Below are 7,815 nucleotides of genomic sequence, written 5' to 3' on the forward strand. Positions count from 1 at the left end.
CCGTCTCCGCGTCCCCGCGCGCGGGGAGGCCACACCCGTAGGGGCCGCCCGGCGGTACCGGGCCACCCAGGGTGGGCCGTATCAGGCCACCCTGTACTGCTCGTCGCGGGCGTCGGTGAGGAACATCTGTCCCGGCGCGTGGGTGAGCGCGAACGGCGGCCTGGAGGCCGTCACGGCGGCCTGGGGCGTGACTCCGCACGCCCAGAACACCGGGATGTCGTCGGGCTCGGCCTCCACCGGGTCGCCGAAGTCGGGCGTGCCGAGGTCGGCTATGCCGAGCCCGGCCGGGTCCCCGCAGTGGACCGGGGAGCCGTGCACGGCGGGCAGCAGCGCGCTCTCGCGGATCGCCGCCTCCAGGTGCGCGGGCGGCACCGGCCGCATGGAGACCACCATGGGGCCCCGGAGCCGCCCGGCGGGCCTGCAGGGGCGGTCGGTGACGTACATGGAGACGTTGCGGCCCTGTTCGACGTGGCGCAGGGGCACACCCGCCGCCGACAGGGCCCCTTCGAAGGTGAAGCTGCACCCGATGAGGAACGCCACCAGGTCCTCGCGCCAGTGGGCGAGGACGTCGGTGGGCTCGTCGACCAGCTCCCCGTGCTCCCACACGCGGTAGCGCGGCAGGTCCGTGCGCAGGTCGGCGCCCGGGGCCAGCGGCGTGGTCCAGGCCCCCGCGTCGGTGACGTCGAGCACCGGGCAGGGCTTCGGGTTGCGCTGGCAGAACAGCAGCATGTCGTACGCCCAGTCGGCCGGGACGGCGATCAGGTTCGCCTGGGCGTACCCGGACGCCCAGCCCGCCGTGGGGACGCTGAGACCGGCGCGGAAGCGCTCCCGTGCCGCCCCTGGGGTGAGGTCGCGGGTCTCCGTAGAGGTCACAGCAGTTCCCTTCCGCGCGTCTCGGGCAGCCCGAGGAGGGCGATGACGGCGAGCGCGTAACCGAACGCTCCGAAGATCAGCGCGCCGCCCACGCCCCAACTGTCCGCGAGGAACCCGACGGTGGTGGGGAACACCGCGCCCACCGCGCGCCCGGTGTTGTACGTGAAGCCCTGCCCCGTGCCGCGCACGGCGGCCGGATACAGCTCGCTCAGGAAGGAGCCGAAGCCGCTGAAGATGGCCGACATGCAGAAGCCCAGCGGGAAACCGAGCACCAGGAGAAGGCCGTCGGCGCCGTCCGGGATGTTCGTGTACGCGACGATGCTCGCGGCGGAGAGGAACGCGAACAGCGTGATGTTGCGTTTGCGGCCCAGCTTGTCGGTGAGGTAGCCGCCGGTCAGATAGCCGAGGAAGGCGCCCGAGATCAGGAACGTGAGGTACCCGCCGGTGCCGACGACCGTGAGGCCGCGGTCGTCCTTCAGGTAGGTGGGCACCCAGGTGGCGAGCGTGTAGTAGCCCCCCTGGACGCCGGTGGACAGGAGCACCGCGAAGAACGTGACGCGCAGCAGGCCCGGCTTGAAGATGGCCGTGAACGAGCCCTTGTCGGCGCTCTCCTCGCGCACGGCGGCCGCCTCCGGCGCGTCCTGGACGTTGCGGCGTACGTACACCACGAGCAGCGCGGGCAGCGCGCCCGTCCAGAACATCACGCGCCAGGCCAGGTCGTCGTCCAGGAGCTGGAACACCAGGGTGTACACGATCGCGGCGAGGCCCCAGCCGACGGCCCAGGCGCTCTGGATCGCGCCGAGCGTGCGGCCGCGGTTCTTCGCGCTCGCGTACTCGGCGACCAGGATCGCGCCGACGGCCCACTCGCCGCCGAAACCGAGGCCCTGGAGGGCGCGGAAGACCAGCAGCGTCTCGTAGTTGGGCGCGAAGCCGCAGGCGACGGTGAACACCGCGTACGTGATCACCGTGATCAGCAGGGCCTTCACCCGGCCGATGCGGTCGGCGACCACGCCCGCGACGGCACCGCCCACCGCCGACACGACCAGCGTGACGGTGGTGAGCAGGCCGGTCTGGCCGCTGTCCAGGTCGAAGTAGGCCTTCAGGGCGACCATGGTCAGCGGCAGCGTGAAGTAGTCGTAGGAGTCGAGCGCGTACCCGCCGAACGCGCCGGTGAAGGCGCGGCGGCCACGCGGCCCGAGCGCGCGCAGCCAGCCGAACGCGCCGCCGTCGTCGGGGAGTCGGACATCGTCCCGCTGGTCGCCGACGGGCGTCGGAGAGGGCGGTGGAGTCGTGCTCACGGGCACCTCGCAGAGGGGATGGGCGGTGCGGACGGGTGCGGAAGAGTGCGAAAGGGTGCGGAAGACTGCTTCTCAAGGGCCGAGCATGGCGGCGCGGTGCGGGGAGCGGGAGCCGCTTGCCGGTCCGTCTGCTGGACAACGTAGGGGATTGTTCAACGATCCCTCAATACCCGTGTTGTTTCGTTCTTCTCCCTGCGGTTGAATCCGGGCATGGCTGAGGGGATCGCTGAGCATGGCTGAACTGACGGGTCTCGCCGACGACCGCGCGCTGCTGGGCCGCACCAGCACCGCCGAGCGGGTCGCGGACATCCTGCGGAGCCGCATCGCCGAGGGCTACTTCCCGCCCGGCACCCGGCTGTCCGAGGACAGCATCGGCGGTGCCCTCGGGGTCTCCCGCAACACCCTGCGCGAGGCCTTCCGGCTGCTCACGCACGAACGGCTGCTCGTCCACGAGCTCAACCGGGGCGTCTTCGTGCGGGTCCTGACCGTCGAGGACGTCGAGGACATCTACCGCGTGCGGCGCCTGGTCGAGTGCGCCGTCGTCCGCGGCCTCGGCCGGCCGCCCTACGCCGTCGACGGACTCGCCGCGGCGGTCGCCGAGGGCAGGGCGGCGGCCCGCGCGCGGGACTGGAAGGGCGTGTCCACCGCCAACATCCACTTCCACCGCGAGCTGGTCGCGCTCGCCGGCAGCGACCGCACCGACGAGGTCATGCGCAGCGTCTTCGCCGAACTCCGGCTCGCCTTCCATGTGGTGGACGACCCGCGCCGCCTGCACGAGCCCTACCTCGCCCGCAACCGCCAGCTCCTCGAAGCCCTCCAGTCCGGCGACCGCACCGAGGCCGAGCGTCTGCTGGCCGAGTACCTGGACGACTCACTGCGCGGCCTGGTCGACACCTACGCGCGCCGAGTGGCGGAAGGCGGCCTGGGGGCACGCTGAGACGGGCCCCGAAGGGACGCGGGTCGCCCGAAGGGGCGCGGGGAACTGCGCGCCCAGCCACGAAGCACCTGCGGACGATGACGGCACCGGACGCAGCATTCGTCCCCTGTGGCGTCCGAAAAGGGGGGCCAGGCGTGAGCGCCCCGTCAGGGGCGCGGGGAACTGCGCGCCCAGCCACGCACGACGCGCGGACGACGACGGCCCGAGGCGAGCCACGCAGCCCGCCCGGCGCATGAGGGCGAGGCCGCAGGCCGAGGAACCCGCACCAGGCAAGCCCGCGCATCTGCACCGTTTCGACCGTTGTCAGACCGAGGACCTAGTCTGTGCACCGTGACTTCGCCTGCCGTACCGGACACCGCTCCGTCCCAGCTCAGCGCGGGGCCGCGGCCCGCGCCGGGCCCGGCCGCCGACGAGGGCCTGGCACGGCGCCTGCGCGCGCTCGCGTGCACCGCGCCACTGCACGACCTGGACGCCCGCAAGGCCAACCTCGCGGGCGAGTACTCGGTGTACGCGATGGCGGAGGTGGCCCTGTCGGCCATCGACCTCGTCACGCTGAACATGGACTTCGACACGGGCGCCGACCACGAGCAGATCGTCGCCCGGCTGCTGCCCCGCGTCGCCGCCCAGGCCCCGCGCCGCCCGGCCGCCGAGCACGAGCGCGTCGCCCGCTGGGTCCTGGAGAACCTGATCAACGTCGGCAGCGTGGACCGCGGCTTCCGCGCCGTCTACGGCACCTTCGACCCCGACGGGACGTACGTCCGGCGGGACTACGACTTCAAGCTCATCGAGGAAGTGCCCGGATACGGCGGCGGGGTCTACCTGCGCACCACCGACGAGGCGGTGAACGTCCTGGTGGGCGCCCTCGACACGGACGTCACCAGCGCCCAGATCGCCGCCGAGGTGAAGCTGGAGGTGCTCATCAGCCGCGGCCGCCTCGCCGACGCCCAGCTCGCCGCCGAGCAGGCGCGCTACCGCACGGTGCAGTACTCCGAGACCCTCCGCAAGGCCCTCGACGCCACCCGGCGCAACGTCCGCGCGGTGGACTGGCTGCGCGCCGTCCCCGACATGATCGCCGAGGCCCTCGACCACGTGGCCGACCGGTACCGCCACGAGAACGCCATCCTGACGAACATCCGCAAGGCCCGCGACGAGTCCGAGGACCCCGAGCAGAAGCGCCGCGCCGCCGAGCTCGTCGACATCGTCAAGGACTGCATCCGCCGCCACACCCAGCTCCAGTCCCGGCTCCTGGAAGCCGGCCCCCTGTTCCGCGCCGAGCAGGACCGGCAGGCCTTCGCCACCCCGGCCGCGCGCGCGGGCCTCGACCTGTACGGCCAGCTCCTGGCGCCCCTGCTCCCGCTCCCCGCCGAGCAGGCCACCCGCGTCACGGACGCCTACTTCGCGCACGGGACGGGCCTGCGCACCCCCGTCTCGGTGCGCGTCGGCGACCTCGTGGACATACTCCTGACGCCCCCCATGGAGCGCGAGCACCTGGGCGCGGAGATGCCCGAGCCCGACCTCGTCGCCACCCCCGACGACAGCCGCTTCAGCGAGGAGCAGCTCGCCGCCGCCATGGAGCTGCTCGCCCTGCCGCCCGACGCGCCCCGCAGGCTCTCCGGCCTGCTCGCCGACGCCCGCCGCCAGGACCCCGAGCTGCCGTACCTGGTCGCCCTGCTCGCCGTGCACGCGGCCAGCCCGCCCGTGGGCACCGCCTACCGGCAGGGTGAGGAGCGGCTCCTGTTCGCCGTGGACGACGGCACGGAGCTCGACGACCCCGAGTTCGGCGGCGCCGACCTCGTCGTCGGCACGGCCCTGCTCGACGCCGCGGGCATGGCCGCCGACCGGACGGAGGCGGCATGACGCCCCGCCCGCGCGGCACCGCCCCGAGCGCCGCGGCAGACGTACGTACGACCCACCGCAGCAAGGAGCCGCAGCCGTGACCGACCACCCCGCAGAGCACACCGCGTGGGGAGAGCCGGACGCCGCCCCCGCCCCCGCGGCCACGGCGCCCGTGACGCCCGCCGACGCGGCCGACGCCGCCCGGCTCGTCGCCTTCGGGCTCCAGCCCAAGCTCCAGCCCGCCCGCGATCAGGAGTACGGCGAGCTGCTGCGCCGCTACCGCGAGGACCCGCCCTTCGCGCGCCTCGCCGACGCCGTCGCCACCGGCCTCGGGCTCGTGGTCCTGGAGGTGTCCCCGCGCGCGGGGATGGCGGTCACCGCTGCCGAGGACTCCGTGTTCGCCGTCCGCATGGGCGACTACGCCCGGCGCGCCGCGGCCGACTCCAGCGACCGGTTCCTGCACGGCCTCGCCCACCTCGCCGTCGCCGCGATGGCCTTCCCGCGCCCCGAGGACCTCGCCGACGACGGCTACATCGGCCGCGTCACGGTCAACGGGGTCGACGCGTTCGTCCGCCAGGCCTGCCGCCGCCTGGAGGAGCGCGCCGAGGAGGCCGGCGAGAACACTGACCCGGCCACCGACGCCCCCGGCCTGGAGGCCGCCTGGCGCGTCTGGGCGCGGCGCAGCTCCACCGGCGCCACCAAGGACGCCCGCAGACTCGCCGGGTCCACCACCGGCATCGTCGGCAAGGCCGTCGCGTTCCTCACCGACTCCGGGTTCCTCCAGCGCACCGGTGACGACTCCGGAGGCACCTACCGCACCACCGCGCGCTACCAGCTCCAGGTGCGCGACATGGCGGGCAGCGCCGCCATGGCCGAGCTCCTGGAGCTGGGCGTCGTCCCCGTCACCGACGGCTCGGCGACGCTCCTGCCCCCCGACGAGACCGACGACCTGGAGCTGGTGGCCGACGCGGGCCTGCCGTTCCACTCCTGACGCCCGGCCGGGCCGCAGCGCTCGCGAAGGCCCCGGGCCCCGCCCCAGGGCGGACCCCGAGGGCCACGGCCCGCCGCCCCGCCGTTTCCACGTGTTACCGACTGACGACTTACGACGAGAGTCCGCCGCCATGTACGAGCTGTCCCGGGTCCGCCTCTACTCCATCGGACCGGCCGGTGCCCGCTACGCCGACACCGTCCTCGACCTGCGCGGCGTCGGCGACGTGGTGCCCGACCCCGCGCCCGCGCAGGCGGAGTTCTTCGAGGAGGAGCCCGTCGGCCCGCCGCGCAGGCCCGCCCCCGCCGGCGTGCTCTTCCTGGAGAACGGCGGCGGCAAGTCCGTCCTGCTCAAGCTGATCTTCTCCGTGATGCTGCCCGGCCACCGCAACACCCTGGGCGGCGCCAGCTCCGGCGTGCTGCGCAAGTTCCTCCTGGCCGACGACTGCGGCCACGTCGCCCTGGAGTGGCAGCACACGCTGACCGGCGAGTGCGTCGTCGTCGGCAAGGTCAGCGAGTGGCGCGGCCGCCAGGTCTCCAACGACCCGCGGAAGTTCGCCGAGGCCTGGTACTCCTTCCGCCCCGGACCCGGCATGAGCCTGGACTCGCTGCCCGTCGCCGAGTCCACCGCCGTCCGCCCCGCCGCCGAGGGCGCCTCCGGCGCCCAGGGCCGCCGCCGCACCATGAAGGGCTTCCGCGACGCCCTCACGGAGGCGGGCAAGGCCTACCCGCACCTCGAGGTGCACTGGGAGGAGATCCACGACCGCTGGAACGAACACCTCGGCGACCTCGGCCTGGACCCCGAACTCTTCCGCTACCAGCGGGAGATGAACGCCGACGAGGGCGAGGCCGCCGGCCTGTTCGCGGTCAAGAAGGACTCCGACTTCACCGACCTGCTGCTGCGCGCCGTCACCGACACCCGCGACACCGACGGCCTCGCCGACCTCGTCCACGGCTTCGGCAGCAAGCTCGGCCGCCGCGCCGAGCTCATCGCCGAACGCGACTTCACCGCGGGCTCCGTCGACCTGCTCGGCCGCATCGTCGACGCCGCCGACACCCGGGCACGCGCGCGCGACGTGCACGCCGGTGCCGAGCGCCGCACCCGCACCCTCGCCCGCCGCCTGTCCGCCCGCGCCACCGAGGAGCGCGGCCGCGCCGCCGACCTCGCCGAGCAGGTCACGGCCGCCGCCCACACCGTCACGGAGGCCGAGCGGGCCCGTGAGCGCTCCGCCCTGATCTCCGCCGAACTCGCCTACCGGCACGCCTCCCTGGCGCTCACCGTCGCCGAGAAGGCCGCCGCCGCCCAGCGCCGCGAACTCAGCGACGCGCGCACCCTGCACGCCGCCTGGCAGGCCGCCGAGGCGGTGCTGCGCCACCGGGCGGCCGCCGACCGCTCCGCGCGCGTGGCCGCCGCCATCCGTGAGGCCGAGCGCGACGCGGCCCCCGCCCTCGCCGCCCGCGCCAAGGCCGCCGCCGACCTCGTCCGGGCCCTGCACACCGCCGCCGGGGACGCCGAGGCACACGCCAACGAGGAGGAGGAGCGCTCCGCCGCCCTCCAGGAGACCGGCGAGACCGCCCACCGCGACGCCACCGCCGCCGCGACCGAGGCGCAGCGCGCCCGCAGCGAGGCCGGCCACCTGCGCCAGCGCCTGGCCGAGGTCGAGCAGGAGACCGCCGAGGCCGTCCGCGCGGGCTGGCTCGACGACAGCGCGCCCGACGCCGACCCGGCCCGCGCCGCGCTCGCCGCGAGCGACGCCGAGAAGACCGCGGTCGCCGCCTGGGACACCGCCCGCGAGAGCGCGCGCGCCGCCGCCGAGCACGCCAAGGAGGCCGCCGCCGCACAGGCCCGCGCCGAGCTGACGGCGGCCCGCGCCGCGCTCGCCG

Annotated in this window: 5 protein-coding genes and 1 pseudogene; 4 read left to right on the top strand and 2 right to left on the bottom strand. The window is 74.6% G+C overall.

Going from position 1 to position 7,815, the window contains the following annotated elements:
- Positions 1 to 81: 81 nt before the first annotated feature.
- Positions 82 to 972 (bottom strand): putative hydro-lyase, encoded by an 891-nt coding sequence (locus QK440_RS35120; RefSeq protein WP_349239345.1) that lies wholly within the window; start codon positions 970 to 972, stop codon positions 82 to 84.
- Positions 870 to 2,177 (bottom strand): MFS transporter, encoded by a 1,308-nt coding sequence (locus QK440_RS35125; RefSeq protein WP_282797309.1) that lies wholly within the window; start codon positions 2,175 to 2,177, stop codon positions 870 to 872. Before QK440_RS35125 ends, QK440_RS35120 begins: the two co-directional genes overlap by 103 nt.
- A gap of 226 nt (positions 2,178 to 2,403) precedes the next feature.
- Between QK440_RS35125 and QK440_RS35130 the strand changes: the two genes are divergently transcribed.
- The 4 genes and pseudogenes from QK440_RS35130 to QK440_RS35145 all read left to right on the top strand — a co-directional run.
- Complete coding sequence (locus QK440_RS35130; RefSeq protein ID WP_282797310.1) at positions 2,404 to 3,108, top strand: GntR family transcriptional regulator; 705 nt, start codon at positions 2,404 to 2,406, stop codon at positions 3,106 to 3,108.
- Positions 3,109 to 3,438: 330 nt separating this feature from the next.
- Positions 3,439 to 4,965 carry a hypothetical protein gene (locus QK440_RS35135; protein WP_282797311.1) on the top strand — a complete coding sequence of 509 codons (1,527 nt, stop codon included), beginning with the start codon at positions 3,439 to 3,441 and terminating at the stop codon, positions 4,963 to 4,965.
- Between the two features lie 76 nt (positions 4,966 to 5,041).
- Positions 5,042 to 5,935 carry a hypothetical protein gene (locus tag QK440_RS35140; RefSeq protein ID WP_282797312.1) on the top strand — a complete coding sequence of 298 codons (894 nt, stop codon included), beginning with the start codon at positions 5,042 to 5,044 and terminating at the stop codon, positions 5,933 to 5,935.
- Positions 5,936 to 6,065: 130 nt separating this feature from the next.
- Positions 6,066 to 7,815, top strand: a pseudogene (locus tag QK440_RS35145) (hypothetical protein); the annotation flags it as partial.

Source organism: Streptomyces sp. CC224B (assembly GCF_030010595.1).
In the GTDB taxonomy this organism is placed as follows: Bacteria; Actinomycetota; Actinomycetes; order Streptomycetales; family Streptomycetaceae; genus Streptomyces; species Streptomyces longispororuber.